At 74.2% G+C, this 25,269-nt stretch carries 22 protein-coding genes; 8 read left to right on the forward strand and 14 right to left on the reverse strand.

From position 1 onward, the window contains the following. Positions 1–41: 41 nt before the first annotated feature. Positions 42–1,142, reverse strand: coding sequence for a YafY family protein (locus H7X46_RS13360; RefSeq protein ID WP_186359717.1), 1,101 nt, complete (start codon positions 1,140–1,142; stop codon positions 42–44). Then, positions 1,139–2,131, reverse strand: coding sequence for a WYL domain-containing protein (locus H7X46_RS13365; protein ID WP_186359718.1), 993 nt, complete (start codon positions 2,129–2,131; stop codon positions 1,139–1,141). The genes H7X46_RS13360 and H7X46_RS13365 overlap by 4 nt, the downstream gene beginning before the upstream one ends. 180 nt (positions 2,132–2,311) lie before the next feature. Between H7X46_RS13365 and glsA the strand changes: the two genes are divergently transcribed. Continuing rightward, entirely contained in the window at positions 2,312–3,358 is a 1,047-nt protein-coding gene (glsA, locus tag H7X46_RS13370; RefSeq protein ID WP_186359719.1) for a glutaminase A, read from the forward strand. 52 nt (positions 3,359–3,410) lie between these two features. Here glsA and pafA read toward each other — a convergent pair whose 3' ends face one another. Continuing rightward, positions 3,411–4,772, reverse strand: coding sequence for a Pup--protein ligase (gene pafA / locus H7X46_RS13375; RefSeq protein ID WP_186359720.1), 1,362 nt, complete (start codon positions 4,770–4,772; stop codon positions 3,411–3,413). A gap of 42 nt (positions 4,773–4,814) precedes the next feature. On the opposite strand from pafA, the gene H7X46_RS13380 reads away from it, so the two are divergent. The 3 genes from H7X46_RS13380 to H7X46_RS13390 are packed head-to-tail and all read left to right on the forward strand — an operon-like array spanning position 4,815 to position 8,637. Beyond that, positions 4,815–6,392, forward strand: coding sequence for a phosphatase PAP2 family protein (locus tag H7X46_RS13380; protein ID WP_370588747.1), 1,578 nt, complete (start codon positions 4,815–4,817; stop codon positions 6,390–6,392). A 5-nt stretch (positions 6,393–6,397) separates the two neighbouring features. Then, the gene (locus H7X46_RS13385) at positions 6,398–7,924 is read left to right on the forward strand and encodes an amidohydrolase (protein ID WP_370588748.1); all 1,527 of its coding nucleotides are present in this window, start codon (positions 6,398–6,400) and stop codon (positions 7,922–7,924) included. 5 nt (positions 7,925–7,929) lie between these two features. Then, positions 7,930–8,637, forward strand: a complete 708-nt coding sequence (locus tag H7X46_RS13390) for a methyltransferase domain-containing protein (RefSeq protein WP_186359722.1) — start codon at positions 7,930–7,932, stop codon at positions 8,635–8,637. Between the two features lie 870 nt (positions 8,638–9,507). On the opposite strand, the gene H7X46_RS13395 is transcribed toward H7X46_RS13390, so the two are convergent. Both H7X46_RS13395 and H7X46_RS13400 read right to left on the reverse strand, forming a co-directional pair. Continuing rightward, entirely contained in the window at positions 9,508–10,242 is a 735-nt protein-coding gene (locus tag H7X46_RS13395) for a TSUP family transporter (protein WP_186359723.1), read from the reverse strand. Beyond that, entirely contained in the window at positions 10,239–11,150 is a 912-nt protein-coding gene (locus tag H7X46_RS13400; RefSeq protein ID WP_186359724.1) for an SDR family oxidoreductase, read from the reverse strand. The genes H7X46_RS13395 and H7X46_RS13400 overlap by 4 nt, the downstream gene beginning before the upstream one ends. Before the next feature lie 81 nt (positions 11,151–11,231). On the opposite strand from H7X46_RS13400, the gene H7X46_RS13405 reads away from it, so the two are divergent. From H7X46_RS13405 to H7X46_RS13415, 3 genes are all read left to right on the forward strand, one after another. Further along, on the forward strand, positions 11,232–13,154 hold the full coding sequence (locus H7X46_RS13405; protein ID WP_370588749.1) for an acyl-CoA dehydrogenase family protein: 1,923 nt from the start codon (positions 11,232–11,234) through the stop codon (positions 13,152–13,154). 75 nt (positions 13,155–13,229) lie between these two features. After that, complete coding sequence (locus tag H7X46_RS13410; RefSeq protein ID WP_186359726.1) at positions 13,230–13,478, forward strand: hypothetical protein; 249 nt, start codon at positions 13,230–13,232, stop codon at positions 13,476–13,478. A gap of 26 nt (positions 13,479–13,504) precedes the next feature. Further along, positions 13,505–13,816 (forward strand): type II toxin-antitoxin system PemK/MazF family toxin, encoded by a 312-nt coding sequence (locus tag H7X46_RS13415; protein ID WP_370589069.1) that lies wholly within the window; start codon positions 13,505–13,507, stop codon positions 13,814–13,816. A gap of 15 nt (positions 13,817–13,831) precedes the next feature. Here H7X46_RS13415 and H7X46_RS13420 read toward each other — a convergent pair whose 3' ends face one another. From H7X46_RS13420 to H7X46_RS13435, 4 genes are all read right to left on the reverse strand, one after another. Continuing rightward, positions 13,832–15,028 carry a 2Fe-2S iron-sulfur cluster-binding protein gene (locus H7X46_RS13420; RefSeq protein ID WP_255426131.1) on the reverse strand — a complete coding sequence of 399 codons (1,197 nt, stop codon included), beginning with the start codon at positions 15,026–15,028 and terminating at the stop codon, positions 13,832–13,834. A 40-nt stretch (positions 15,029–15,068) separates the two neighbouring features. Beyond that, positions 15,069–16,964 (reverse strand): NAD(P)H-dependent oxidoreductase subunit E, encoded by a 1,896-nt coding sequence (locus tag H7X46_RS13425; RefSeq protein ID WP_186359728.1) that lies wholly within the window; start codon positions 16,962–16,964, stop codon positions 15,069–15,071. A 3-nt stretch (positions 16,965–16,967) separates the two neighbouring features. Then, positions 16,968–18,911, reverse strand: a complete 1,944-nt coding sequence (locus tag H7X46_RS13430; protein ID WP_186359729.1) for a molybdopterin oxidoreductase family protein — start codon at positions 18,909–18,911, stop codon at positions 16,968–16,970. 158 nt (positions 18,912–19,069) lie between these two features. Next, positions 19,070–19,915 (reverse strand): molybdenum cofactor guanylyltransferase, encoded by an 846-nt coding sequence (locus tag H7X46_RS13435; RefSeq protein ID WP_222131299.1) that lies wholly within the window; start codon positions 19,913–19,915, stop codon positions 19,070–19,072. Positions 19,916–20,038: 123 nt separating this feature from the next. On the opposite strand from H7X46_RS13435, the gene fdhD reads away from it, so the two are divergent. Next, entirely contained in the window at positions 20,039–20,866 is an 828-nt protein-coding gene (gene fdhD, locus H7X46_RS13440; protein WP_186359730.1) for a formate dehydrogenase accessory sulfurtransferase FdhD, read from the forward strand. Between the two features lie 10 nt (positions 20,867–20,876). On the opposite strand, the gene H7X46_RS13445 is transcribed toward fdhD, so the two are convergent. The 5 genes from H7X46_RS13445 to dop all read right to left on the reverse strand — a co-directional run bounded on the left by H7X46_RS13445 (position 20,877) and on the right by dop (position 25,121). Further along, on the reverse strand, positions 20,877–21,380 hold the full coding sequence (locus H7X46_RS13445; RefSeq protein ID WP_255426557.1) for an SRPBCC family protein: 504 nt from the start codon (positions 21,378–21,380) through the stop codon (positions 20,877–20,879). Beyond that, positions 21,377–22,192, reverse strand: coding sequence for a proteasome subunit alpha (gene prcA, locus H7X46_RS13450; protein WP_186359731.1), 816 nt, complete (start codon positions 22,190–22,192; stop codon positions 21,377–21,379). The genes H7X46_RS13445 and prcA overlap by 4 nt, the downstream gene beginning before the upstream one ends. Before the next feature lie 61 nt (positions 22,193–22,253). Continuing rightward, a complete protein-coding gene (prcB, locus tag H7X46_RS13455) occupies positions 22,254–23,135 on the reverse strand; it encodes a proteasome subunit beta (RefSeq protein ID WP_186359732.1) in 882 nt (293 codons plus the stop codon). 155 nt (positions 23,136–23,290) lie between these two features. Next, a complete protein-coding gene (locus tag H7X46_RS13460) occupies positions 23,291–23,488 on the reverse strand; it encodes a ubiquitin-like protein Pup (RefSeq protein ID WP_020626587.1) in 198 nt (65 codons plus the stop codon). Between the two features lie 124 nt (positions 23,489–23,612). Then, positions 23,613–25,121 (reverse strand): depupylase/deamidase Dop, encoded by a 1,509-nt coding sequence (gene dop / locus H7X46_RS13465; protein ID WP_255426558.1) that lies wholly within the window; start codon positions 25,119–25,121, stop codon positions 23,613–23,615. Positions 25,122–25,269 lie beyond the last annotated feature (148 nt).

The following is a 25,269-nucleotide window of genomic DNA, read 5'->3' on the forward strand; positions in this document are numbered from 1 at the left end:
GTCAACCTCCGTCGAGTTCACCGGGAACAACAGGTCCGAGTCTACGCACGGCCGCCCTGCGCGCCCCGGGCACCGGCCTCCGCCGGTCCGGCCGGTTCGGTGAGCGCCAGCGCCCGCCGTGCCCGCTCGCGGACGGTCGCGGCGAGGTCGGCCGGTTCCACGATCCGGGCCGCGCCGCCGAGACCGAGCACCAGCCGCACCAGCCAGTCCGGGTCGGCGAACCGGATGAGCACGCGCAGCCGACCGTCCGGGCCGGGCACCGGTTCGTCGCGGGCGGCGCCCGTCCGGGACCGGGGCGGGCCGGGGCTGCCCGGCGGCGGGTCCCCCTCGACGACGTGGCCGCCGGCCACCCGCACGTCGTCGACCGGGTAGTACTCGGCCACCCAGTGGGCGTCGGGCCCGAGCTCCAGCACGGCGTGGCGCTGGCCGGCGCGCGGGCCGAACAGGCCGTGCGACACGTCGGTCGGCTCGGCCTCCGGGTGCGGCCGGGCGGGTTCGTCGAGCTCCTCGGCCTGCTCGACGCGGTCGAGGCGGAACATCCGCACGCCCTCGGCGCGCCGGCACCAGGCCTCCAGGTAGCCGCGGCCCTCGGCGACGACCAGCCGCATCGGGTCGACGTCGCGCCGGGACACCGCGTCCCGGCTCGCGGTGAAGTACACGATCCGCAGCGCCCGGCCGCGGTCCAGCGCCCGGCGCACGACCGCGGTGCTCTCCCGCTCCCCGACCCCCGCCTCGACGGTGACCAGCCCGCCCGGGCCGGCGGCCTCGCCGACCGCGGCCTCGATCTTGCCGATCGCGCGGGCGACGGCGTCGGTGTCCACGATCCCGGGGTTCTGGTGCAGCATCCGCAGCGCCACCAGCAGCGCGGTCGCCTCGCTGGTGGTCAGCCGCAGCGGGCGGGTGAGCCCGGCGTCGAACACCACGTCGACGGTGTCCCCGGCGAACGACAGGTCGACCAGGTCACCGGGCCCGTACCCGGGCAGCCCGCACATCCACAGCAGCTCCAGGTCCTTGCGGAGCTGGCGCTCGTCGACGCCGAAGTCCGCCGCCGCCTCGGCGACCGGCACGCCCGGGTGCGCGCGCAGGTAGGGCACCAGCGACAGCAGCCGGGGCAGGCGCTGCGCGACCCCCTGCCGGCTCACCGGGCGCGCTCCAGCGCGACGAGCCCGGCGGCGCCCGCCCACAGCTCCCGGACCGCGGCGGCGAGCTCCGGCGGGTCCAGGACGGCGACGTCCGGGCCGTGCCCGGCCAGCCAGCGCGCCACCGTGGACCGGTCCCGGACGTCCAGCTCGATCACGACACCGGACCGGCCGGCGTGCACGCACCCGCCCTGATCGCGGCCCAGCCGGCGCAGCCCGGCCGCGCGGCCCTCGGCGACCCACACCCGCGCCGTCCCGGACACCGGCCGCGGCCCGGCAGAGGCGCGCACGATCGCCCGCAGGTCCACCCCGTCGGGCACGGTCACCGCGCCGGCCGGGCCGGTGGCCCGGATCCCGCCGGTGATCCGGGACAGCCGGAAGCAGCGGACGTCGTCGCGGTCGCGGTCGTGCCCCACCAGGTACCAGCGGCCGCGGTAGGACACCACACCCCACGGCTCGACGGTGCGCCGGGCCGGCGGGTCGGCCGGTCCGCCGCGCCGGTGCTCGAAGGTCACCGCGTGCCCGGCGCGGGTCGCGGCGAGCAGCGGCCCGAGCGCGGGCTCGCCGGCGTGCAGGCCGGGCCGCACGGTCGCGGCCGGGGTCTCGGCGACCTCCACCCCGGCCGCCCGCAGCTTCACCAGGGCACCGTGCGCGGCGCCGGCCAGGTCCGGGGAGTCCCACAGGTTCCCGGCCAGGGCGACGACGGTGGCCTCGTCCGGCTCCAGCGCGATCTCGCCGAGCTCGTAGTCGGCGCGGGCGATCCGGTAGCCCTCGACGGTGTCGAACGCGGAGGTGTGCCCGGTCTCGAGCGGCACGCCCAGCTCGCGCAGCTCGGCCTTGTCCCGTTCGAACATGCGGAAGAACGCCTCGTCGCTGGCGGCCTCGGCGTAGCCCGGCACGGTCGCCCGGATCCGCTCCGCGGGCAGGTACTGCCGCGTCGACATCAGGCAGAGGACCAGGTTGACCAGTCGCTCGGCGCGGGCGGAGGACACGACGGCATCGTATCGGCGTGGCCGCCACCGGACCGGCCGCCCCGTGCGGCCGGGCACCGGGGACCGCGGCGCCGCACGATGCCCGGGATCGACGGAGCCGCGGGCCCGGCCACTAAGTTCCGCTGCGCATCCCGTCGCGGCGGCTCCCGGCCCCGCGCGGAACACGGCGGAGGGTGGGAGATGGAGCCGACCGAGCGCGAGATCGTGCAGCAGCAGCTCGAGGATCTGCATCAGGTCGTCCGGCGGCCCGGCGGCATCCCCGACGGCCGCGTCGTCGCGTACTACCCGCCGACGATGGCCGACCGCTCCCACCTGTTCGGCCTGGCCGCCACCGACGTCGACGGCACCCAGTGGGCGGTCGGCGACGCCGACGCGCGCTTCCCGCTGCACTCGATCTCGAAGGTGTTCACCTACGGCCTGGCGCTGGAGGACAACGGCCGCGAGGAGGTGCTGCTGCGGGTGGGGGTCGAGCCGTCCGGCGACCCGTTCAACTCGATCACCTTCGACGAGGTGAACAACCGGCCGTTCAACCCCATGATCAACGCCGGGGCGCTGGTCGCGGCGAACCTCGTGCACGGCGCCAGCAAGGAGGAGAAGGTCGAGCGGCTGCTCACCCGGCTGCGGATCTACTCCGGGAACCCCGACCTCGCCGTCGACGAGGAGATCCTCGCCGAGCAGCTCGTGTCCAACGACCGCAACGTCGCGCTGTCGTACCTGATGCGCAGCCTCGGCATGCTGCACGGCAACATCGAGGACAACCTCTTCGTCTACCTGGCCGGCTGCTCGGTGACGGTCACCGCGCTGGAGCTGTCCACGATGGCGGCCACGCTCGCGCGCGGCGGGGCGAACCCGTTCACCGGTGTCCCGGCGTTGCCCCGCACCTACACCCGCGACGTGCTGTCGGTGATGAGCATGTGCGGCATGTACGACGCCGCCGGCCAGTGGGCCTACGACGTCGGGATCCCGGCCAAGTCCAGCGTCTCCGGGGCGATCCTGGCCGCCATCCCGGACGCGATCGGTGTCGGCGTCTACTCCCCCGGGCTGGACCGGCACGGCAACTCGGTGCGCGGTGTCGCGGTGTGCCGGGCGCTGTCGGACCGGTTCGGGCTGCACGTGTTCGCCGACCCCTCGGAGTCCCGGCTGGGCCGCATCGTGCGGCCCGGCCGGCGGGAGGAGGCGACGGAGATGTACCCGCCGGGCGAGGGGTGGGGCCCCGAGGGCTTGTGAGTGCTTCTCGCGGTCGGGACCGCGAAAAGTACTCACGAGCCGCGCAGCGGCCTCACAACGACGCGATCAGCCGGTCCACCCGCTCGTCGACGGCCCGGAACGGGTCCTTGCACAGCACGGTCCGCTGCGCCTGGTCGTTGAGCTTGAGGTGCACCCAGTCGACGGTGAAGTCCCGCCCGGCGGCCTGGGCGGCGGCGATGAAGTCGCCGCGCAGCTTCGCCCGGGTCGACTGCGGCGGGGTGTCCTTGGCGGCCTCGATCTCGCCGTCGTCGGTCACCCGGTCGACGAGGTCCTTGCGCTGGAGCATGTCGAACAGGCCGCGCCCGCGCCGGACGTCGTGGTAGGCGAGGTCGAGCTGGGCGATCCGGGCGCTGGACAGCTCCAGGTCGTGCTTGTCGCGGTAGCGCTCGACCAGCCGGTGCTTGATCGCCCAGTCGATCTCCCGGTCGATCAGCGACAGGTCCTGGGTCTCGACCGCGTCCAGGGTGCGGCCCCACAGCTCGACGACCCGCTCCATGACCTTGTCCTCGTGCCCGCGCGACTGCAGGTAGTCCACGGCGCGGGCGTGGTACTCGCGCTGGATGTCCAGGGCGCTGGCCTCCCGGCCACCGGCCATCCGCACCCCGCGGCGGCCGGTGAGGTCGTGGCTGATCTCGCGGATCGCCCGGATCGGGTTGTCCAGGGTGAAGTCGCGGAACTGGACGCCGGCCTCGATCATCTCCAGCACCAGCGTGGCCGTCCCGACCTTGAGCAGGGTCGTGACCTCGGACATGTTCGAGTCGCCGACGATGACGTGCAGCCTGCGGTAGCGCTCGGCGTCGGCGTGCGGCTCGTCCCGGGTGTTGATGATCGGCCGGGACCGGGTGGTCGCCGACGACACGCCCTCCCAGATGTGCTCGGCCCGCTGGGACAGGCAGTACACCGCGCCGCGCGGGGTCTGCAGCACCTTCCCGGCCCCGCAGATGAGCTGGCGGGTCACCAGGAACGGCAGCAGCACGTCCGCGATCCGGGAGAACTCGCCCTGCCGGGCGACCAGGTAGTTCTCGTGGCAGCCGTAGGAGTTGCCCGCCGAGTCGGTGTTGTTCTTGAACAGGTAGATGTCGCCGCCGATGCCCTCGTCGACCAGCCGCCGCTCGGCGTCGACCAGCAGGTCCTCGAGGATGCGCTCGCCGGCCTTGTCGTGGGCGACGAGCTGGGTCAGCGAGTCGCACTCGGCGGTGGCGTACTCGGGGTGCGATCCGACGTCGAGGTAGAGGCGGGCACCGTTGCGGAGGAAGACGTTGGACGACCGGCCCCACGACACCACCCGCCGGAACAGGTAGCGCGCCACCTCGTCCGGGGACAGTCGTCGCTGCCCGTGGAAGGTGCACGTGACACCGAACTCCGTCTCGACCCCGAAGATCCGACGCTGCATGGGGCTCAGGGTATGCGCCGGACCCCCTCTACTGTCAGTGCTGTGAGCGGATGGTTCGAGCGCGTCGCACGCCGGTCCCGCCGGGTGGACGGCGGATTGGCGACGGTTTCGCAGCTGGACAAGGCCATCACCGGCTTCATCGCGACCCGCCCGCCGAGCCGGGTGGACCGGACGTTGCGCCGTCTCACCCGGACGGCCGATCACAGCGTGCTGTGGTTCGCGATCGCCGGGATCCTGGCGGTCCGGCGGGGTGCGGGACGCAAGGCCGCGATGCGTGGCGTGGTGTCGATCGCGCTGACCAGCTTCACCGCCAACGCGGTGCTGAAGCCGCTGCTGCCCCGCCGCCGCCCGGCCGCCGCCGAGCTGCCGGCCTACCGGACGATCCCGGACGCGCCCTCGTCGTCGTCGTTCCCGTCCGGGCACGCCGCCTCGGCCGCGGCGTTCGCGACCGCCGTGACGATGGAGAACCGCCGGGTCGCGCCGGCGGTGGTGCCGCTGGCCGCGCTCGTGGCCTGGTCGCGGGTGCACGTCGGCGTGCACTGGACCTCGGACGTCCTGGTCGGCGCTGCGGTCGGGACGGCGGCCGCCCAGCTCACCCGCCGCTGGTGGCCGGTGCGGCCCAGCGACGAGGCCCGGGCCCGGCCGATGGACACCGTCCCGGCGCTGCCGGGCGGTGCGGGCCTGGTGATCGTGTCCAACCCGTTCTCCGGGCCGCCGGACCACGACGTCTCCGACGAGGTGGCCACCCGGATGCCGGCCGCGCACCACCTGGTCGTCGGGGACGGGGTGAAGGTCGAGGACATGCTCGAGGACGCGATCGCGCAGCTCGGGCCGTGGGTGCGGGCGGTCGGGGTGGCCGGCGGGGACGGCACCGTGGCCAGCGCCGCGGCGGTCGCGGACCGGCACGGGCTGCCGCTGGTCGTCGTCCCGGGCGGGACGCTGAACCATTTCGCCCGCGACGTCGGCATCTACGACACCCAGGAGGCCGTCGACGCCACCGAGGCCGGTGAGGCCGTCGCCGTCGACCTGGCGCTGGTGGAGGCACACCCGGGGCGGCTGGACGACCCCGAGGACGTCTCGGTGACCCGGACCCGCTACTTCATCAACACGGCCTCGATCGGCTCGTACCCCGAGCTGGTGAAGCTGCGGGAACAGTGGCAGCCGCGCTACGGCAAGTGGCCGGCGTTCGCGGCGGCGCTGATCACCGTGCTCCGGCGCTCCGAGAAGATCAGCGTGAAGATCGAGGGCCGCTGGTACAAGGTGTGGTTCCTGTTCGTCGGGAACGGCCCCTACCACCCGCGGGGCGCGGTCCCGGCGTGGCGGCCGACGCTGGACTCCGGGCTGCTCGACGTCCGCTGGCTGCGTGCCGACGTCCGGTTCTCCCGGCTGCGGGTGGTGGCCGCGCTGATCCTCTCCGCGCTCGACCACAGCCGGGTCTACCACCAGCGGGAGGTCCCGCGCCTGGACGTGGAGCTGTTCGAGCCCAGCATGCTGGCCACCGACGGCGAGGTCGTCGAGGAGGCCGGCCGCTACACGTTCCGGGTCACCGAGCGCCCGATCCCGGTGTACCGGCGGGACGAGACCCGCTGGACCGGCCGCGACCGTCCGTTCCAGGGGTGACTGCCGTGCTGCTGCGTTCCGTCCGTCCGCTCCTGCCGGACCGCACCGGCCTCGGCGAGCCGGTGGACGTGCTGCTGTCCGGGCACCGGGTCGCCGCGATCGGTCCCACCGGCCCGGCCGGCTCCGTCGATACCGCGCTCGACCCCGGCGGAGCCGAGGTCGTCGAGTGCGACGGCCGCGCGCTGCTGCCCGGGCTCTGGGACCACCACGTGCACATGGCGCAGTGGGCGCTCGCGCGGCGGCGCCTCGACCTGTCCGGGGCCCGGTCTGCCGCCGACTGCGCGGAGCTCGTCGCCGAGCGGCTCGCGTCCGCCCCGCCCGCGGGCGGTGAGGTGCTGGTCGGGTTCGGGTTCCGGGACTCGCTGTGGCCCGACGAGGCGCACCGGGGCCTGCTGGACGCCGTGTCCGGGGACGTCCCGGTCGTCCTCGTGTCCGGTGACCTGCACCAGGGGTGGCTCAACGGTGCGGCGCTGGAGCGGTTCGGTTACCGCGGGCACCCGACCGGCCGGATCCGCGAGTCCGAGTTCTTCGCGGTCACCGTCGCGCTGCAGGACGTGCCCGACGAGGTCCTCGACGGGTTCGTCGCCGACGCCGCCGGCGCCGCCGCGGCCCGCGGGGTGGTCGGGATCGTCGACTTCGAGGCGCCGTGGTCGCTGCCGGACTGGCAGCGCCGGATCGCGGCCGGGACGACCGGGCTGCGGGTCGAGGCGTCGGTGTGGCCGGACCAGCTGGAGAAGGCGATCGCGACCGGGCTGCGGTCCGGTGACGTCGTCGACGGCACCGGCGGGCTGCTCACCGCGGGTCCGCTCAAGGTCATCACCGACGGGTCGCTCAACACCCGCACCGCCTACTGCTACGACCCGTACCCGCAGCCGCCGGGCGCGGTGATCGACAACCCGTGCGGGCTGCTGCTGGTGCCCCCGTCGTCGCTGCGGCCGCTGCTGGAGCGGGCCCGTGACGCCGGCCTGGAGGCCGCGCTGCACGCCATCGGCGACCACGCGAACACCCTGGTGCTGGACGCGTTCGCCGCCACCGGGGCGCGCGGCCGGATCGAGCACGCCCAGCTGCTCCGGGGTGACGACGTGCCCCGGTTCGCCGGGATGGGTCTGGTCGCGTCGGTGCAGCCCGAGCACGCGCTGGACGACCGCGACGTCGCCGACCGGTTGTGGGCGGGCCGCACCGGGCGCGCGTTCGCCTACCGTTCGCTGCACGATGCCGGGGCCCGGCTCGCGCTCGGCTCGGACGCCCCGGTCGCGCCCCTCGACCCGTGGATCGCGCTCGCGGCCGCGGTGCACCGCACGGCCGACGGCCGGGACCGCTGGCACGCCGAACAGGAGCTCGACCGGGCGGTGGCACTCGGGGCGTCCTTCGGGGTGGTGCCCGGCTCGGTCGGCGCGGTCACCGAGGGCGCCCGCGCCGACCTGGTGCTGACCGACGCCGACCCGACGTCCTGCGACCCGGCGACGCTGCGGGCGATGCCGGTCGCCGGCACGCTGGTCGGCGGGCGGTGGACGCACCGCGCGGGAGTCTGACCACGGTGCCGCGCTCCGAGCACGACGACGACGGCAGCCCTGCGCGCCCACCGGACCAGCGGGGTCCGCTCGGCCCCACCGGGCCCGCGGTGCTCGAGCAGGTCGCGCTGCCCCGCGGCCCGCTCACGCTGCTGCGCCCGGCCGACCCGGACGCGGTGCGGCCCGACCCGGTCACGCTCGCCGACGGGATCGAGGAGCTGCACCCGGCACACTGGGCCCACCTGTGGCCGGCCGGCCGGGCACTGGCGACGGCCGTGGACCAGGCGGGCCCGGACCGGCTGGCCGGACGGCGGGTGCTGGAGCTGGGCTGCGGGCTCGGGCTGCCGTCCCTGGTCGCCGCCCGGGCCGGCGCGGCGCCGGTCGTGGCCACCGACCGGTCCCCCGCCGCCGTCGCGTGGGTCGCGGCGAACGCCCGCCGCTCCGGGCTGGCGGTGGACACGGCGGCGGCCTCGTTCGACGGGCGCGACCCGCTGCTCGAGAACCGGCGCTGGGACCTGGTGCTCGCCGCGGACGTCCTCTACGGGGCGGCCGCCGCCGACGCGCTCACCACGCTCCTTCCCCGGGTGACCAGCCGGCGGGCGGCGGTGTGGCTGGCCGACCCGGGGCGCCCGGAGACGCCGCGGTGGCTGGCCGCGAACCGGGATCGGTGGACGGTGCGGACCCGGCCGCTGCCGCACGGGGTGGACCTGCACGTGTTGCGCCGGCGGCCCTGAGCCACGCCGTCCCGGGGCGCCGCTTCCGGGGGCCGCGCCACCTCGGGTCGCGCCGTTCGCAGCCTCGCGGTCGTCCACTCAGGCCCGACTGTGGGAGCCCACGGGCCCGCCCGATCGAGGCGCACGTTCCTGCCCCGGCGCGGGCATCTGCGTGCAGATCATCCGCAGCCCGGTTGATCGGGACGCACGATCGTGCCCCGGCGCGGGCATCAGCGTGCAGATCACCGGCAACCTCGAGCCCGAGTCGCACGGTCCCGCCCAGCCGAGGGCGCGATCGTGCAGATCACGAACGCCCCCCGGGCCCGAGTCGCACGATCTCGCCCCGGCGAGGGCGCCATCGTGCAGATCACCAGCAGCCGCGGCCCCGAGTCGCACGATCCCGCCCTGGCGAGGGCATCTGCGTGCAGATCACCAGCGCCCCCGGGCCTGACTCGCACGATTCCGCCCCGGCGAGGGCACCAGCGTGCAGATGATCAGCGGCCGTCAGCCTGAGGCGCACGGTTCCGCCCTTGCGAGGGCACCATCGTGCAGATCACCAACGCCCCCCGGGCCCGAGACGCACGATCTAGCCCCGGCCAGGGCGTCTGCGTGCAGATCACCCGCAACGTCGGGGCCCGAGACGCACGACCTCGCCCTGGCGAGGACGGCTACGCGCATGCGAGACGTATCTCGGCCGCCGACCTGCACGGTCCGACCCTGCTGGGGGTGCCACGGTGCGGCGCGCTGGACGGACTGTGGCACCATCCGGCCCCACGGAGGAGCGTCGGCGCGCGTCGCACCACCTCGCCGGCACCGGGGCCCGCGGCGTGGACACGCCGTCGCTCCTTCCGGCGCCGTGACGCCCGGGCACCCGTCATCCGACCTGCAGGGTCACACCAGCGACCGCACCAGCACGGCCACGGCCGACGCCGACGACACCACGAGCACTCCCCGCCGGAGCAGCACCGCGTCCACCCGATGGGTGAGCGCGTGCCCGCCGAGCCATCCGGCCGCGATCCCGGGCAGCAGCCACGCCACGTCCGCGAGTGCCTCGCCCGCCGACCCGCGCAGCGGCCCGGCGAGAACGACCACCAGCGCGACCAGCGCGGTGACGGTCCCGGTCACCGCGACCGTGGCCCGGGCCCGGCGCGGGTCGGCGCCGGCGAGGAGCAGGGCGATCGGCGGGCCGGTGACGGCCGCCGTCGTCCCCAGGACGGCGGACCCGGATCCGGCGGCCGCGCTGGCCAGGGGCCCGGCGCGGACCGCGACCGGGCCGCGGGCGGCCATCGCGACGGCGCCGAGGATCGCGAGCGCGCCCAGCACCCCGAGTGCGGCCGGGTCGAGCACGGCCAGCAGCCAGGCGCCGACGGCCAGGCCGGGCACCGACCCGGCCAGCGCCCACCGGGTCACGACCGGGTCGGTGTGCCGCCGCCAGCGCACCGCGACCCCGGCGGAGAGCAACAGGTTGACCACCATCGCCGGGACCGGCACCAGGCCCGGCCACAGCAGCAGCGCCACCGGCACCAGCAGCAGGTTCACCCCGAAGCCGAGCAGCACCTGCACCGCCGTCCCGGCCGCGACGGCGACGCCCACGACGACGAGCGCGGTGACGTCCGGTGGGGTCACCGGTAGCCGGTCGTGTCGGCCGGCTTCCCCGCGTCCTGCACCTCGACGATGTAGCGCCAGGCGTCCGGCCGGGAGCCGTCCAGGTCGTCGACGCCGTAGACCTGGGCGAGCTCGCCCGACGACGTCGAGCGGCCGGTCCACCGGTGCCGGTCCGGGTCGGCGGCGAGTGCGGCGATCCCGCGGCCGACGAACCGCGGGGTCTCCGAGATCGCGAAGTGCGGCTCGCGGGCGCAGGCGTCCCGCCAGTTCTCCTCGGCGACCCCGTAGTGCTGCAGCATCAGCTCGGACCGCAGCCAGCCCGGGGTGACGGCCACGGAGGTGCCGCCGTGCGCGCGCAGCTCGTGCGCCCAGGACCGGGCGAGCCGGATCGGCGCGATCTTGGCGAGGTCGTAGTAGACGTTGAGCCGGTAGTTCTCGGTGTTGTACCCGGCGGTGCCGTCGGTGACCTCGACGACCAGCCCGCCCGGGGTGCGGGACAGCAGCCGCAGCGCGTGGTGCGCGGTGATCAGATGGGTGTCGACGGCCAGCCGGAGCGTCCGCAACCCGTTGGCGAGGTCGTGCTCCCACACCGGGGTGTCCCACTCCACGAGCAGCTCACCGCCCCAGATGTCGTTGACCAGGACGTCGAGCCGGCCGTGCTCGCGGTCGATCCGGCCCACGAGGGCGGCGACGGCACCGGGGTCGAGGTGGTCGGTGGGGACGGCGATCCCGGTGCCTCCGGCCGCGGTGACCAGGTCGGCGGTGTCCTCGATCGTCTCGGGGCGGTCGTACTCGGAGCGCTGCTGCCGGGTGGTGCGCCCGGTGCAGTAGACGACGGCGCCCGCCGCGCCCAGCTCGACGGCGATGCCGCGCCCCGCCCCGCGGGTCGCGCCCGCGACCAGGGTCACGATTCCGGTGAGAGATGCCATGGGTGCAGGGTGGCACCCACCCCCGACAGTTTCCGGGCGACGTTAGACCACCTCCCGCACCGGGTACCGCCGTCCGGGGAGGTGGTCCCGGTGACCGAGGTCAGCGAGCGCGAGGCCCGGCAGGTGGCCGAGGAGGCCCGCGAATCGACGTGGCGCAAGCCGAGTTTCGGCAAGGAGCTGTTCCTCGGACGCTTCCGGCTCGACCTCATCCATCCCTGGCCCCCGGGGAAGGCGGAGGCCCGGGGCCGGGGTGCGGAGTTCCTGGACCGGCTGCGCACGTTCTGCGAGCGCGAGGTCGACGCCGCCCGGATCGAGCGGGAGGCCCGGCTGCCCGACCGGGTCGTCTCCGGGCTCGCCGAGCTGGGCGCGCTCGGTATGAAGATCGACCCCGAGTACGGGGGGCTCGGCCTGTCCCAGGTCGACTACAACAAGGCCCTGATGCTGACCGGGTCGGTGCACCCGGCGATCGCCACCCTGCTCTCGGCGCACCAGTCGATCGGTGTCCCGCAGCCGCTGGCCCTGTTCGGCACCGACGACCAGAAACGCCGGTTCCTCCCGCGCTGCGCACGCAACGCCATCAGCGCGTTCCTGCTGACCGAGCCCGATGTGGGCAGCGACCCGGCCCGGGTGCGCACGTCGGCCACGCCCACCGACGACGGCACCGCGTACCTGCTCGACGGGGTCAAGCTCTGGACGACCAACGGGGTCGTCGCCGACCTGCTCGTCGTGATGGCCCGGGTACCGGCCGCCGAGGGGCGCCGCGGGGGCATCACGGCGTTCGTGGTGGAGGCCGACACGCCGGGGATCACCGTCGAGGCCCGCAACGCGTTCATGGGCCTGCGCGGCATCGAGAACGGCGTGACCCGCTTCGACCGGGTCCGGGTGCCGGCGGAGAACCGGATCGGGGCAGAGGGCGAGGGCCTGAAGATCGCGCTGACGACGCTGAACACCGGGCGGCTGTCGCTGCCCGCGATCTGCGCGGGCTCCGCCAAGTGGTGCACCAAGATCGCCCGCGAGTGGTCCCGGGCCCGGGTCCAGTGGGGACGCCCGATCGGTGAGCACGAGGCCGTCGGGGGCAGGATCGCGTCCATCGCGGCCACCGCGTTCGCGCTCGAGGCGATGGTGGAGCTCTCGAGCGTCCTCGCCGACCAGGGCCACCACGACATCCGCATCGAGGCGGCCCTGGCCAAGCTGTACGGGTCGGAGATGGCCTGGCGGGTCGCCGACGATCTCGTCCAGATCCGCGGCGGGCGGGGCTTCGAGACCGCCGAGTCCCTCGCCGCCCGGGGCGAGCGCGGGGTGCCGGCCGAGCAGATGCTCCGCGACCTGCGGATCAACCGCACCTTCGAGGGCTCGACCGAGATCATGCACCTGCTGATCGCCCGCGAGGCCGTGGACGCCCACCTCGCCGCAGCGGGGCAGCTCGTCGACCCGGACAGCTCGCTCGCCGACAAGGTCGGCGCGGCCGGTCGCGCCGGACGGTTCTACGCGCGTTGGCTGCCCGGCCTGGTGGGCGGTCGTGACCGGATCCCGGGCACCTACGCCGAGTTCGGCCCGCTGGCCGGGCACCTGCGGTTCGTCGAGCGGGCGAGCCGGCGCCTGGCCCGGCAGACGTTCTACGGCATGGCCCGCTGGCAGGCGGGCCTGGAACACCGGCAGCGGTTCCTCGGCCGGATCGTGGACATCGGCGCCGAGCTGTTCGCGATGAGCGCCTGCTGCCTGCGCGCGGACACGATCGCCACCGGGGATCCCGAGCGTGCCGCGGACGCGCGCGACCTCGCCGACACGTTCTGCCACCAGGCCCGGCTCCGCGTGCAGGAGCTGTTCCGGCTGCTGTGGACCAACACCGACGCCGTCGACCGGCGCGCCGCCCGGGGGACGCTCGAGGGCCGGTACGCGTGGCTGGAGGAAGGCATCCTCGACCCCTCGATTCCGGGGCCGTGGATCGCCGAGCAGGCCACCGGGCCGTCGACCGTGCCCGACGTGCGCCGCCGGGTGTGGTGAACGGGACCGCTCGCCGCCGCGCCCCACGTAAACGAGAACGTTTACACCGCTGTACACGCCGGATATCGTCGGGTCGTGCTGCGCGTGAGTGACGAGACCCGGGAGCGCGTGCTGCGGATCGGTCGTGACGAGTTCGGCGGCGCGTCAGCCGATGAGACGGTGCGACGGTTGATCGACGAGCACTGGCAGGCTGCGGCCGTGGCCGCTGTACGCCGCTATCGCGAGGCGGACCCCCAGGGATGGGCGGACTACGTCGCCGAGTCCGACGAGATTGCGGCGGCGGATGCGCCGATCGGTGACGAGTGGGTGGCGGACAGGGGGTGAGTCGGCCACCGATCGAGCCCGGCCATGTGTGGTTCGTGGACGTCGGCCCGGTGCGTGGCCGCGAGCAGGGCAAGGACCGGCCCGCGCTCGTGGTCTCGTCGCAGTTCCACCTGGACCTCACGATGGGCCACCTGGTGAGCGTGCTTCCGTTGACCAGTGTCGAACGACGTGGCTGGAGGCATCGCGTCCACGTCGCCTCAGCCGGCGGCTGGGTCATCACCGAGCAGGTCCGCACCGTGTCTGCCGGCCGGTTCCGCCGGCGTGCCCCGGAACTCGCCCTGTCCGAGGACGAGCTCGAGGAGGTAAGGCGCGTTCTCACCCACATGTTGATCGTGTAGGGCTCGCGCAGGCGGTCAGAAGTTCTGGACGTGCTGGAACCCGAACCGTCCCTTGATGCACAGGTGCCCGTGGGTGACCGAGTGGTCGGCCGGGCTGGTCACGTTCACGATCTGCCCGCGCTGGACGTGCAGTTCGAGGTTGCAGCCGACCCCGCAGAACGAGCAGATCGTGGTGGTCACGGTCTCCTCGTCCGGGTGCCAGTCCCCGGCCTCGCGCCGCTCGTACTCGGCCACCGACTTCAGCGCCCCGGTCGGGCACACCCCGATACAGTTCCCGCAGTACACACACGCCGAGTCGGGCAGCTCCACGTCGTGCTCGGTGGCGATCCGGGCGTCGAACCCACGCCCGGCCGCGGCGATCGCGAACGTGTACTGGGCATCGGTGCCGCAGGCGTTGACGCACTTGTAGCACATGATGCACCGCGAGTAGTCCCGCACGTACAGGTCGTTGTCGACCTTCACCGGCTGGTGCACGTTCGCCGCGTACCGGCCGTCCGGCGCGCTGTGGTGCCCGGCATGCCGCCGCTCCCGCTCCCCCGCCACACTCGGCGGCGCCGGCGGGCCGTACCGGGCCGGGTCGACCCCGTAGTCGGCCATCCACCGCTGCACATCCGCGCTGGCCTGGCTCATGTCCGCCGAGGACGCCAGCAGCTCGAGCACCATCCGCCGGCTGTGCCGCACCTTGTCGGTATCGGTACGGACCTGCATCCCGTCCTCACACCGGCGGGCACACGACGGGGCCAGCACCCGGGAACCCTCGACCTCGACCACACACACCCGGCAGGCATTGATCGGGTCCATGTTCGGCGCCCAGCACAACGTCGGCGTGTCCGCCTGGGCCGGGCTGCCCTCCCGGTGCAGCGCCTCCAGCACCGTGGACCCCTCCGGCACCCGCACCTCGGTGCCGTCCAGGCTCACCGTGACCATCCGCCGGATCGGACCGAGCATCACCGGCCCACCGGCCAGGCGTTCGGCCGGTCCGGGGGCGGGTGCGGCCGGGTCGGCGACGGTCACGCCGACGGCGCCGGCCCCGGCCGGCGGGCGCAGGCGGGTGACGCCCTCGCCGGCGGCCGGCCCACCGCCGGGTGTCTCGGTGCCGGCCGCGCCGTTCGTGGCGACGGCCTCGGCCTCCGGTGCCCCGTCGACGTCGGTGCGCGGCGCCCGCGAACCACTGCCCGGACCTGCCGGGCCCTTGCCGCTGGTCGTGGTCATCGCTGCCTCCTCGGTCGTGCACCGGCCGTGGCGGGCCGGGTCACCGGTCGCCCCCGTGGCCGTTCGTGGACGGGTGCCCGCCGGGCGCCGCGATCAGCCCCAGGTCGATCGCCGACTTCACCGCGGACGGTGCGGTCTGGCCGAGCCCGCAGATCGAGGAGTCCTGCATGACCCGGGCCAGGTCGTCGAGCAGGGCCAGCTCGGTCTCCCGGGACCCGATCGGCGTGTTCCGTTCCAGGCGGGCCAGCGCCTCTTCCTGGCGGACCGTGCCGACCCGACAGGGCACGCACTGCCCACAGGACTCGTCCCGGAAGAACGCCGCGATCCGCCGCAACGTGCCGGTCAGGTCCGCGGTCGTGTCGAACACCAGCACCACCCCCGACCCCACCGTCGCCCCGATGTCCCGGGTGCCCTCCAACGTGAGCGGCACGTCGAGCTGGTCCGGGGTGACGAACCCGCCGGCCGCCCCACCGAGCAGCACCGTGCGCAGCGTCCCCCGCACCCCACCGGCCAGCTCGAGCAGCTGCCGCAACGTGGTCCCGAACCCGACCTCATACACCCCCGGCACGCCGACGGCCCCGGACACGCAGAACAGCTTCGGCCCGGTCGAGCGCCCGCCCCCGATCCCGGCGAACCCCAGCCCACCGATATCGAGGACCTCCACCACGTCGTAGAGGGTCTCCACGTTGTTGATCACCGTCGGCTTGCCGAACAACCCCACCGTGGCCGGGAACGGCGGCTTGTTCCGCGGCTCCCCGCGGAAACCCTCGATCGACTCCAGCAGCGCGGTCTCCTCGCCACAGATGTAGGCCCCCGCCCCGCGGCGCAGCTCGATGTCGAAGGCGAACCCCTCACCCATCACATCGGCGCCGAGATAGCCCCGCGCCCGGGCGGCGGCGATCGCGTCCTGCAACCGGCGGGTCGCCAACGGGTACTCCCCACGGATGTAGAGATACCCGGTCGTCGCACCGGTCACGTACCCGGCGATCGTCATCGCCTCGACCAGGCCGAACGGGTCGCCCTCCATCAACACCCGGTCCTTGAACGTGCCCGGCTCGGACTCGTCGGCGTTGCACACCACATAGTGCGGACGTTCCGGGGCCGAGGCCACCGTCTCCCACTTCACCCCGGTCGGGAACGCCGCCCCACCCCGCCCGGTCAGCGCGGCGTCCTTCAGCTCGGCGATCACCCGGGTCGGGCCCAGATCCACCGCCCGCCGCAGGGCCGCATACCCGCCACGGGACCGGTAGTCGTCCAGCGAGGACGGGTCGACCACGCCGACCCGCCGCAGCAGGCGCAGGTGTTCACCGGTGCGGGTCTGCGGGGCACTGACCCCCGCATCGGCGAACGCAGCATCAGCGACCTCGGCCTGCCGGCCGTCCGGGTCGGCCGGGGCCCGCGCGGCCTCCAGGACGGCCGCCGGCGTGGCCGGGGCCTGCGACAGGTCGGGTTCCCCGGCGCGCTGGTGCAGCACCGCCGGGGCACGCTCGCACAGGCCCAGGCACGGGCTGCGCACCCAGCACGCCGAGTCCGAGCCGTCCAGCCCCGACTCCAGCGCCGTGATGATCTCCTCGCCGCCGTTCGGGCCGCAGGCGACGTCGTCGCACACGTGCACCACCCGCGGCGCCCGCGGCTCCACCGAGAACATCGCGTAGAACGTCGCGACCCCGTACACCTCGGCCGGCGGCACCGACAGGGTCCGCGCGATGTGGTTGAGCGCCCCCTCGGAGATCCATCCGACCGCGTCGTGCACGGCGTGCAACACCGGGAGCAGCAGGTGCCGCCGGGACCGGGCCTCGTGACCGCCGTGCGCCGACCGGGTCGGCCGGTCAGCGCTGGTCAGCTCGGCGGCGGTGGGTGCGAGCAGCGCGAAGGCCGCGTCGACGGCCTCCCGCTCGGAGGTGCTCGGCTCCGCCGACGACAGGTGCAGGTCCATCCACTACTCCCCCGCCACCGGCAGGCCGGTGACCTTCTCGATGCGCACGGCGGTCGCCTTGAACTCCGAGGTGCCGGACTTGGGGTCCCACGCGTCGTTGGTCAGCGCGTTCACGTCGACCTCCTCGGTGAAGTGCGGCGTGAACGAGGCGAGACCCGGTCGCAGGGACGGGTCGAGCGCGACCGGTGCCTCCACCGAGCCGCGCCGGCTGGTCACCCGGACCTGCTCGCCGTCGGTGATGCCGAGGCGGGCGGCGTCGGCCGCGTCCATCCGCAGCGACTCCCGGCGGCGCAGCGGCGAGGCGTACCCGCCGGTCTGCACCCCCGAGTTGTAGGCGTCCAGCACCCGGACCGTGGTCAGCCGGATCGGGAACTCCTCGGAGAGCTCCTCGATCGGCGGCACGTGCTCGACCGGGGTGAACGGGGCCGGTGTGCCCCGCTCGGCGGGGTCGTCGGCCCAGAGCCGGGCGTGCAGCAGTGGCGTGCCCGGATGGTCCTCGGTCGGGCACGGCCACTGGATGCCACCCATCGCGTCCAGCCGCGCGTAGCTCATCCCGTGGTGCCAGTTCAGCGACACCGACCGCAGCTCGTCCCACACCTGCTCGGCCGTCGGCTCACCCCAGTCGTGTCCCATCCGGTCGGCGACGCCGCAGATGATGTGGGTGTCGGGGCGGGCCAGGCCGGGTGGGTCGATCGCCTTGCGGACCCGCTGCACCCGCCGTTCGGAGTTGGTGACGGTGCCCTCGTACTCGCACCAGTCCGCCGCCGCCGGCAACACGACATCGGCCAGCTCCGCGGTCGCGGTCCGGAAGATGTCCTGGACGACGAGGTGGTCGAGCGAGGACAGCAGGTGCCGGGCGTGCAGCGCGTTGGCCTCGGTCTCGGCGGGGTTCTCCCCGATGCAGTACAGCGCCGAGAGCTCGCCGCGTTCCATCGCCTCGAACATCTCGGACAGGTGCATGCCCTTGTCCGGCGGGATCGGCTTCCCGCCGTAGACGGCCTGGAACCGGGCCCGGGCGGTGTCGTCGTGCACGTCGTAGCCACCGGGCAGCTTGGCCGGGATCGCCCCCATGTCACCGCCACCCTGGACGTTGTTCTGCCCCCGCAACGGCACCAACCCCGACCCGTACCGGCCCACATGCCCGGTCAGCAACGCCAAATTGATCAACGCGAACACGTAGTCCGCCGCGTTGTGATGCTCGGTGATCCCCAACGTCCAGCAGATCTGCGCCCGGTCGGCCCGCGCATAGGCATGCGCCAGCTCCCGGATCGACCCCGCCGGCACCCCGGTGATCTCCTCGGCCCGCTCCAGCGTGTACGGCTCCACCGACGCCGCGTACTCCTCGAACCCGGACGTGGCCCGCTCGACGAACGCCCGGTTCACCAGACCGGCGTGGATGATCTCCCGCCCGATGGCGTTGGCGAGCGCGATGTCGGTGCCGACGTCGAGCCCCAGCCACGCATCGGCCCAGTGCGCGGTCGAGGTGTGTCGCGGGTCGACCGAGTACATCCGGGCCCCGTTGCGCAGGCCCTGCAGCACGTGGTGGAAGAAGATCGGGTGCGTCTCGCGGGCGTTACTGCCCCAGAGGACGAGGAGGTCGGCGTGTTCGGCTTCCACGTACGCCGAGGTGCCGCCGCCGGCACCGAAGACCGCCGTCAGACCGACGACGCTGGGTGCGTGTCAAGTGCGGTTGCAGCTGTCGACGTTGTTGCTGCCCATCACCGCCCGGGCGAACTTCTGGGCGGTGTAGTTCATCTCGTTGGTGGCCTTCGAGCAGCTGAACATGCCGAAACGCTCCGCCGGCACGTCCCGGAACCCGGCCGCGGCCCGCTCCAGGGCCTCGTCCCACGAGGCGGGGCGCAGCTCGCCTCCGTCGCGGACGAGCGGCTCGGTGAGCCGGACGTGGCGGGGGCGGAACCCACGACGGGTGCTGGTGGTGCGGGTCATCGTCGACCTCCGGTGGTGCAATCCGGGACGGGTCCACCGTAGCAAGCGGGCGACCCACATCACATGATCCGGACCGGCAGGAATGTCGTGCCGCGCCCTCCGGGTTCGCGATCTTCGACCGCGCCGGTGCGCAGGGCCCTCGCCGGGATCCGCGAGCCCTACCGTCGCCGGTCGTCGCCGGTGCGCGGGCCCGGCTGTCGGGGGCCGTGGACGGCGACCTCGTCCCCGGTGACGAGCGGGAACCAGGCCGGGAGCGGGCCGTCCGGGGCGACGGTGTCCCCGCAGGCACGCACCGGCACGCCCAGCTGCCCGGCCGTCGCCGCCCGTGCGGTCCGGGCCCGGTCACCGTCGTGCACCGTCACGGCCGGCAGCGGGCGGGCCAGCGCGGCGGTGTACTCGTCGGGGGTGTTCACGTTGGTGAGCGAGTCCAGCCGCGGGTCGAGCCGGGCCAGCACCGGGTCCGACCGCAGCGGTCCCTCCTCGATCCGGTGCACCTCGACCCGGGCGAACAGCGACGGCGGCTTGCCCTCCCCGGCCGCGGTCAGCTCGGCGATCGTGCCCGCCAGCCCGGTGCGGTAGGCGGCGGCCAGCGGCTGGTGGTGGCCGTGCGCGGCCGGGAGCGCGACGTCGTGCCCGCGCCGCAGGTCCAGCATGCGCGCGGCGAACGCCGGGTGCAGCAACGGCAGGTCGGTGGACGCGACGAACGCCGCCGCGGCGCGGTCGGCGACCGCGGCCAGCCCGACCCCGATCGCCGGCAGCGGGCCCAGGCCGGGCACCGGGTCGTCGCACACCTCGGTGCCGGCGGGCAGCTCCGGCAGGGCCTGCCCGGCCGCCCGCACGACGACGACCGGCCCGGCCACCGCCCGCCCCAGGACGGCCACGGTGCGGGTCAGCAGCGCGGCGCCGTGCCAGTCGAGGTCCGCCTTCGGCGTGCCCATCCGCGACGACCGGCCACCGGCCAGGACGATCCCCGCGCCGGGGCGGCGCCCCCCGTACCCACGCACGGCGGTGATCGTAGGCCGCCGGTGCCGGGGTCCGAGACCGGTGCACGCAGGCCCGGCCGGCTCCTACCCTGGAGGCCGGCCGCTGCCTCCGGGCACCCCGTCGCGGCCCGGAGGGAGACCGAGATGGGACGGCTGACGGTCCGCCGGCCGGTGCTGCGCCTGAACCCCGACGGGTCCACGCGGTCGCGGCCGGACACGCTGGTCGCCGAGGAGCCGCTGGAGATCCGGGTCGCGGGGCGGCCGCTGACGGTCACCATGCGCACCCCGGGACACGACGTCGAGCTCGCGCACGGGTTCCTGCTCACCGAGGGGGTCATCGGCGGCCGCGCCGACCTGGCGTCGGCCCGCTACTGCGACTCGGTCGACGAGCAGGGCCGCAACACCTACAACGTCCTCGACGTCGACCTCGCCGCCGGGGTCGAGCCGCCGGACGTCTCGGTCGAGCGGAACTTCTACACGACGTCCTCGTGCGGGGTGTGCGGGAAGGCCTCGCTGGACGCGGTGAAGCTCAAGACCCGGCACTCCCCCGCGGCCGATCCGCTGCGGCTGGACCGCACGCTGCTGCTGGAGCTGCCGGACCGGCTGCGCGAGCGGCAGAAGGTCTTCGGCTCCACCGGTGGCCTGCACGCCGCGGGCCTGTTCGACGCCGCCGGCGAGCTCCTCGTCGCGCGGGAGGACGTGGGCCGGCACAACGCCGTCGACAAGGTGCTCGGCCGGATGCTGATGGACGGCCGGATCCCGGCCGCAGGGACGGTGCTGATGGTGTCCGGGCGGGCCTCGTTCGAGCTGGTGCAGAAGGCGGTCATGGCGGGGGTGCCGGCGCTGGCGGCGGTGTCGGCGCCGTCGTCGCTGGCCGTGGAGCTCGCCGAGGAGGCCGGGATGACGCTGGTCGGGTTCCTGCGCGGCGCGACCGGCAACGTCTACACCGGCGCCGAGCGCATCGTCGTGTAGCGGCCGGCGCTCAGCGCTCCCGGGCGTCCAGGTGCCGCAGCAGGTTCGCGGCGAACCGGTCCCCGGTCCGGTCCATCGTCGTCCTCATCGTGCGGGTGACCACCGGGGCGGCCAGCCGGGACAGCGGCAGGTCGACGTCCAGGGTCAGCGCGATCTCCAACCGGGTCGCCGGCGTGCCGTCCCCGGCGGCCTCGGCGTCGTCGAGCGCGTAGTACCCCTCCGCGCCCGCCCACTCGGTGACACCCTCCGGCGGAGCGTGCGTGAACTCGATCCGCTTGCCCTCGGTGAAGGTCATCCGCTCGGTGAACACCGGTTTGATCCCGACGCCGAGGACCGCCAGCCGGACCAGGTGCCAGCGCCAGAACGTGTCCCCGCCCTCGCTGGACGCCTCGATCCGGTTCAGCAGCGGCGTCAGCCGCGGCAGCAGCGCCGGGTCGGTGAGGGCACGCCACACCTCGGTCCGGTCGGCGGTGACGACCGCGTCCGACCGGGTGGTGGCGGAGAAGCGGGTCAGGACGAACCGCCCTCCCCCAGGGCACCCCCGGCGGCCGGGGTGTCGTCGCCGCCGGCCACGTGCGGCTCCGGCTCGGCGGTGCCGCGGTTCGCGGCCGGCAGCAGCTCGGCCAGCGCGGCGCCCTCGATCCGGCGGAACGTGCGGCGCGGGCGGGTGCGGTCGAGCACCGCGACCTCGAGCGCCTCCCGGCTGAGCACCCGCGGCGCCGACTTGGCCCCGTTGCCGGGCGAGGCCGGGTCGGCGCCGGGGACCTGCAGGCCGCCGAGCGCGACCCCGATCGCGGCGCCGAGCTCGAGACCGGGCTCGTAGGTCTCGCCCAGCTTGGTCGAGATCGGCTCGGTCTGGCCGCCCATGACGACGTACCGCGGCTCGTCGGTGATCGACCCGTCGTAGGTGATCCGGTACAGCTGGTCGCCGTCGGCTTCGGTGCCGACCTCGGCCACGCACAGCTCCACCTCGAACGGCTTCTGCTGCTCGACGAACGCCGTGCCGAGAGCCTGCGCGTAGGCGTTGGCCAGCATCCGCCCGGTGACGTCGCGCCGGTCGTAGGTGAAGCCGCGGAAGTCGGCCATCCGGATGCCGCCGGTGCGCAGGTTCTCGAACTCGTTGTACCGGCCGACCGCGGCGAACCCGATCTTGTCGTAGATCTCGGAGACCTTGTGCAGCGCGGTCGACCGGTTCTCGGCGACGAACAGCACGCCGCCGGCGTAGGTCAGGACGACCACGCTGCGGCCGCGGGCGATGCCCTTGCGGGCGAGCTCCGACCGGTCGCGCAGGAGCTGGTCGACGGAGGAGTAGAACGGCATCGTCATGGGGAGGCGCTCCAGGCTCGTTCTCGTGCGGGGAGGGGACGCATCGGCATGGACCGGTGGCTCAGCGGGGCCCGCCCGGGCGCTCCCGGCGCCCGGCGATGACCTGGTCGACGACGGCGGTCATCTCGTCCTCGGTCCGCCGGACGGCGCCGTCGGCGGTGATCCCGACGACCACCGGGTAGATCCGGCGCACGGTGTCCGGTCCGCCGGTGGCGGTGTCGTCGTCGGCGGCGTCGTAGAGCGCCTCCACCGCGGTCCGCACCGCGCCGTCCAGGTCGGCGGCCGGGTCGTGCAGCTTCTTCAGCGACGACTTCGCGAACACCGAGCCGGAGCCGACGGCGTGGAAGCCGAGGTGCTCGTCGTAGCGGCCGCCGGTGGGGTCGTAGGTGACGATGCGCCCGGCCCGGGCCGGGTCGGAGATCGCGGTGTCGTAGCCGGCGAACAGCGGGACGACCACGAACCCCTGCAGCGCCGCGCCGAGGTTCTGCCGGACCATCCCGGCCAGCCGGTTCGCCTTGCCGTCCAGCGACAGCGGCACGCCCTCGAGCTTCTCGTAGTTCTCCAGGTCCACGCTGAACAGCCGGACCATCTCCAGCGCGATCCCGGCCGAGCCGGCGATGCCGACCGCCGAGTGGGTGTCGGTGACGAACACCTTCTCGATGTCGCGCTGGGCGATCACGTTCCCGGAGGTCGCGCGGCGGTCACCGGCGATGACGACCCCGCCGGAGAAGGTCAGCGCGACGATCGTGGTGCCGTGCGGCACGCCGAGCGCGTCGGCCGTGCCCGGGCCGGCCTGCGGGACGACCCCGGCGCCGGGCACCAGGTGCGGCGCCGTGACCCCGACGAACTCGGAGAACGACTCGGACCCGGTGAGGAAGGTGCCGAGCTGGCCCGTGTGGTGCGCGGGCACCAGTCCGGGGGTGACCGACGGCCGGAACTCCATCTTCTTCGACGTGCCTCTCGTTCGAACTGCGTGCGCCGGGGGTCCCGCCACGGTGCCCGTGGGTGCTGCGGCGGCCGTTCCGGCACGGCCGGGCCCGCTGGTGCGGACCCGGCCGGGACGGTACTGCTGTGGATGCGATGGTGCCCGCTAGGCGGTCACTCGCCGCCCTTCTGGACGTAGGACCGGACGAAGTCCTCCGCGTTCTCCTCGAGGACGTCGTCGATCTCGTCGAGGATGGTGTCGACGTCCTCGCCGAGCTTCTCCCGACGCTCCTGGCCGGATCCGGACGCGTTCTCGCCGGACTCGTCGTCGCCGTCGCCACCGCCCTGGCGCTTCGTCTGCTCCTGCGACATGACGCCTCCTCCTTGCACTGGGACACCTTCACCTTACCGATCACCACCGACAAAATCGCCCGGAGCGCGTCGGTGGGTCGGAACGGGCGGCCCGGGTCACGCAGGCCGGGTCACCGGGGCGGGGTCACGATCCCGTGAGCTTGTCCACCAGCTCGGCGGCACTGGACACCGTGTCGAAAAGTTCCCCGACGTGCTTGCGGGTGCCCCGCAGCGGCTCCAGGGTCGGGATCCGGACCAGCGACTCGCGCCCCAGGTCGAAGATCACCGAGTCCCAGGACGCGGCGGCCACCTCCACCGGGTAGCGGCCCATGCAGGTGCCCCGGAAGTAGGCGCGGGTGTCCTCCGGCGGCTGGGTCATCGCGGCCATGACCTCGTCCTCGGTCACGAGCCGGCGCATCGACCCGCGGGTGACGAGCCGGTTGTACAGGCCCTTGGCCAGCCGCACGTCGGAGTACTGCAGGTCGACCATGCCGAGCCGGCCGGACGCCCAGGTCAGGCCGTCCCGCTCGCGGTAGGCCTCCAGCAGCTTGAGCTTCGCCGTCCAGTCCAGCCGGTCGGCGGTGAGCATGGGGTCCCGCTCGAGGTCGGCGAGCACCGACTCCCACTCCTCGACGACCTCGCGGGTGTCGGGGTCCCAGTCCGAGCGCTGGTTGCCGACGGTCTCCTCCAGGTGCGCGACGACCCGCGCCAGGTACTCCTGCTGCAGGTTCAGCGCGGTGAGATGCCGGCCGTCGACCAGCGGCACCGTCCGCTGCAGCGTGGGGTCGTGGCTGATCCGGGACACCGACTTGACCGGCTCGGCCAGGCGCAAGTCCTCGAACGACCTGCCGTGCTCGATCATGTCCAGCACGAGCGCGGTGGTGCCCACCTTCAGCAGGGTCGCGACCTCGGACAGGTTCGCGTCGCCGATGATGACGTGCAGCCTGCGGTACTTGTCGGCGTCGGCGTGCGGCTCGTCGCGGGTGTTGATGATGCCGCGCTTGAGGGTGGTCTCGAGGCCGACCTCGACCTCGATGTAGTCCGAGCGCTGCGCGATCTGGTAGCCGGGCTCGTCGCCCTGCTGGCCCAGCCCGACCCGCCCGGAGCCGCAGACGACCTGGCGGGACACGAAGAACGGGGTGAGGCCGGCCACGATCGACGGGAACGTCGTCGTCCGGGCCATCAGGTAGTTCTCGTGCGAGCCGTAGCTCGCCCCCTTGCCGTCGACGTTGTTCTTGTAGAGCTGCATCCGGGGCGCGCCCGGGACCGTCGCCGCCCGGTTGGCGGCCTCGAGCATGATCCGCTCACCGGCCTTGTCCCAGATCACGACGTCCCGCGGGGTCAGCACCTCGGGCGTCGAGTACTCCGGGTGGGCGTGGTCGACGTAGAACCGCGCGCCGTTGGTGAGGATGACGTTCGCCGCGCCGAGGTCGTCGAGGTCGGTGTCGAGCTGCGGGGCCAGCGACGGCGCCGAGAGGTCGAACCCGCGGGCATCCCGCAGCGGCGACTCGACCTCGTAGTCCCAGCGGGCCCGGCGGTTGCGCGGGACGTCCGCGGCCGCGGCGTAGGCGAGCACGACCTGCGTCGAGGTGACCACCGGGTTCGCGGTCGGGTCCCCGGGCACCGCGATGCCGTACTCCACCTCGGTGCCCATGATCCGGCGGGCCGTCACGACGGGCCCCCTGCGCGATACTGCATCCATCGAGCCTAACCGCCGGGACGGCCCCGCGTGTCGATGCTCGGCCGGCAAGCCTCGCCCGGCATCGGGTGCGCCCTCGGCACCCCGCGGCACGGCGGGATCC

The organism is Pseudonocardia sp. C8 (assembly GCF_014267175.1).
GTDB lineage: Bacteria > Actinomycetota > Actinomycetes > Mycobacteriales > Pseudonocardiaceae > Pseudonocardia.

Excerpts from the sequence above, each read along its gene's own strand:
- glsA (WP_186359719.1), top strand. The coding sequence starts at position 2,312 with ATGGAGCCGACCGAGCGCGAGATCGTGCAGCAGCAGCTCGAGGATCTG.
- H7X46_RS13420 (WP_255426131.1), bottom strand. The coding sequence starts at position 15,028 with ATGACCACGACCAGCGGCAAGGGCCCGGCAGGTCCGGGCAGTGGTTCG.
- prcA (WP_186359731.1), bottom strand. The coding sequence starts at position 22,192 with ATGACGATGCCGTTCTACTCCTCCGTCGACCAGCTCCTGCGCGACCGG.
- H7X46_RS13460 (WP_020626587.1), bottom strand. The coding sequence starts at position 23,488 with ATGTCGCAGGAGCAGACGAAGCGCCAGGGCGGTGGCGACGGCGACGAC.
- H7X46_RS13425 (WP_186359728.1), bottom strand. The coding sequence starts at position 16,964 with ATGGACCTGCACCTGTCGTCGGCGGAGCCGAGCACCTCCGAGCGGGAG.
- pafA (WP_186359720.1), bottom strand. The coding sequence starts at position 4,772 with ATGCAGCGTCGGATCTTCGGGGTCGAGACGGAGTTCGGTGTCACGTGC.
- H7X46_RS13400 (WP_186359724.1), bottom strand. The coding sequence starts at position 11,150 with ATGGCATCTCTCACCGGAATCGTGACCCTGGTCGCGGGCGCGACCCGC.
- dop (WP_255426558.1), bottom strand. The coding sequence starts at position 25,121 with ATGGGCACCGAGGTGGAGTACGGCATCGCGGTGCCCGGGGACCCGACC.
- fdhD (WP_186359730.1), top strand. The coding sequence starts at position 20,039 with ATGGGACGGCTGACGGTCCGCCGGCCGGTGCTGCGCCTGAACCCCGAC.
- prcB (WP_186359732.1), bottom strand. The coding sequence starts at position 23,135 with ATGGAGTTCCGGCCGTCGGTCACCCCCGGACTGGTGCCCGCGCACCAC.